This is a genomic window from Piscibacillus sp. B03, from assembly GCF_052246295.1.
Taxonomy (GTDB): domain Bacteria; phylum Bacillota; class Bacilli; order Bacillales; family Alkalibacillaceae; genus Piscibacillus.
Genome location: NZ_JBQQCO010000071.1, coordinates 1 through 2532, shown reverse-complemented (window position 1 = coordinate 2532; position 2532 = coordinate 1). Strand labels below are relative to the sequence as shown.

At 38.2% G+C, this 2532-nt stretch carries 4 protein-coding genes; all 4 read left to right on the top strand.

Going from position 1 to position 2532, the window contains the following annotated elements:
- Positions 1–307, top strand: a 307-nt coding sequence (locus tag ACTWQB_RS17085; RefSeq protein ID WP_443140362.1) for a LuxR C-terminal-related transcriptional regulator, incomplete at its 5' end; no start/stop codon positions are given.
- An 82-nt stretch (positions 308–389) separates the two neighbouring features.
- The gene (locus ACTWQB_RS17080; RefSeq protein ID WP_443140361.1) at positions 390–701 is read left to right on the top strand and encodes a DUF2325 domain-containing protein; all 312 of its coding nucleotides are present in this window, start codon (positions 390–392) and stop codon (positions 699–701) included.
- Between the two features lie 12 nt (positions 702–713).
- Positions 714–1322, top strand: coding sequence for a metal-dependent hydrolase (locus ACTWQB_RS17075; RefSeq protein ID WP_443140360.1), 609 nt, complete (start codon positions 714–716; stop codon positions 1320–1322).
- Between the two features lie 18 nt (positions 1323–1340).
- The coding region (locus ACTWQB_RS17070; RefSeq protein WP_443140359.1) for a DNA topoisomerase at positions 1341–2532 on the top strand (1192 nt) is incomplete at its 3' end.

Genomic DNA, 2532 nt, shown 5'->3' with positions numbered 1-2532 from the left:
CATCTTATCTCATATAAAAGCTCATTTAACCGAGGTATCTGATACATTGCATGAGCCACCACGGTTATCAAATAAAACGTCAATATTTACATCCGAAGATCTATTTATCCTGTCTGAGTTAGCACAAGGTCGGTCTATTAAAGACATTAGTCAGAAGCTATATAAGTCATCCGCTACGATCACAGCTCGACTCAAAAAAATTCGCACAAAATATCAAGTTTCTAGCAACATTGAATTGGTCTCAAAAGCCTTGATCAATGGGCATTTACCTAAGAATGTATATAACCGCTTAACGGACTCATTTTAATATTTTGTTATAAAATAGTTGAAAAATTAAAAACCTCTGTGTAAAATAAAGTTTAAATTAAACTTTATGGAGGGGTTATATTATGATGACAATTGGTATTATTGGCGGGAGCCAGGAAAACACATTTAAACAAATTGGAAAAAAGCACGGATGTAAAGTGCTATTTCATAGTGGAAAGGATGAAGCGGGGCGTAAAAAGTCCTTCAAAACGATTGTGAAGCAATCTGATTGTGTCGTCGTGTTGCTTGGAGCAGTCGGTCATGTACCCATGGAACTTGTTAAAGAACTCTGTAAAAAGTGGGATACGGACATTACATTTGTGCAAGGTTTTGGGGCGACAGGTGCGATTCAAGAGGGCATGATACACCACAAGAAAGTCGTTCAAGCAGCATAGGGGGTGTCTTTTATGATGGCAACAGGACATCAAGCTATGGGAATTACATGGGGTGTTGCAGCTGTTACTTTATCACATACGTTACCAATTCAATTAAACGGATGGATTGAGATAGCGTTATTCTTTGCAGCTGTCATGGCAGGCTCATTACTACCAGATATGGATTCTATGACATCTAAAGTTGGACGTTATGTTTACCCAATCGCCTTTTTAATTGTTATTGCGAGTGTAGTCGCTTATTACTATGCATCAGAACAATTATGGACCATTATTCAACACGATATGGTGTTTGCTTTATCAATAGTGGGAATCATCGTCGTTGTTTTTTCCACTCACCGAACTTGGACACATTCTCTATTGTTTTTAGGTATCGTGACGGCCTACTTAATGTTACTCGACACATGGTTGACGATCCCTCATTATCTACAAGTCGGTTTATTAATAGGGATTGCATCACATATTTTTGGTGATTTCTTAACCAAGCAAGGTGTACCGCTTCTATATCCTTTTAAGAAACGTCGGTACCGCTTTTGGATTACGTTCACAACCGGATCATTTATGGAACGTGTTCTCATTGGATGCTGTTTAGTTCTAAACATATGGCTAGTATTTAGTGCTTAAATAAAGGGTGGTAAGAGAATGGATTTAATCATTTTTGAAAAACAAATCCAAGCTGAAACGGTATGCGGTCATTTTAAGCATCAAAAGAAGGGGAAACACATTGAAATTGCGCCCGATAACACTTACTTTCCTCATGGGGCTATTGGTGTTTGGTGTAGCGGTCATATTATTGGATTGGTGGATGCGTCACATTACGATAAAGTATGGAAACAATGGCGACTAAGCGATTTGCCTTTAATTCCAGAATCGTTTCAAAAGCGTGCGACATCCAAAAAACAATCTTATGTTCGTAACATTCAAAAGTGGGTTAATGATTCACGAATTAAACGGATTATTCATGCTGGTGATCGCGCTAGAGAAGGTCAACTAATTGTAGATGAGGTCTTACAATTTGTTAAAAATCATAAGCCTGTTATGCGTTTGTGGACGAAATCACTCGCTAAAAAACCTATACAACAGGCGATTAAAGAAATGAAATCAAACGAATATTATAAACCGCTTCTCATGGCAGGTTTGGCAAGAGAAGAGATGGATTGGTTAATAGGAATAAATGCTACTAGACTTATGTCTTTATTATTACAACAGAATGGGTTACGTGGAGTGTATCCCGTCGGACGTGTTCAGACACCGCTTCTAAGGCTGATCGTACAACGTGAAAGAGCTATTAATGCCTTTCAAAAAGAACCGTTTTGGGGTGTTTATATTCAAGCAACCCTTGCGTCTAACGATACCTTTTTAGCTAAATGGAGAGACCTTGATGTTGAGCATATCTTTAACAAAGATGAAGCGGAAAACCTTCAAACATTTATACAACATAAAAAAGGCGTTATTACCTCGGTTCATGCAGAAACGGAATCGAAAGCACCGCCGACGTTATATAATCTAACGGATCTCCAAAAAGAAGCCGATCAACTATTTAACATGGGACCAGATGAAACGTTAGCTGCAGCTCAAAGTTTATACGAAAAAGCGTTAATTACCTATCCACGTTCAGACCCACGTGTCGTGACACAGGCTGAAGCGGAAGAGTTTCCAAACATATTAAAGCAAATTGAACAGACACTTCAAGATTACCAGGATTATTTACCGATACATGATGAACAAATCGAAGCGGTTAAACAAGATAAACGTTATGTTAATGATGATGAAGTCGATGACCATCATGCCATTATCCCAACGGAACAAATTACAACATATGATACGTTAAGTG

Excerpts from the sequence above, each read along its gene's own strand:
- ACTWQB_RS17075 (WP_443140360.1), top strand. The coding sequence starts at position 714 with ATGATGGCAACAGGACATCAAGCTATGGGAATTACATGGGGTGTTGCA.
- ACTWQB_RS17080 (WP_443140361.1), top strand. The coding sequence starts at position 390 with ATGATGACAATTGGTATTATTGGCGGGAGCCAGGAAAACACATTTAAA.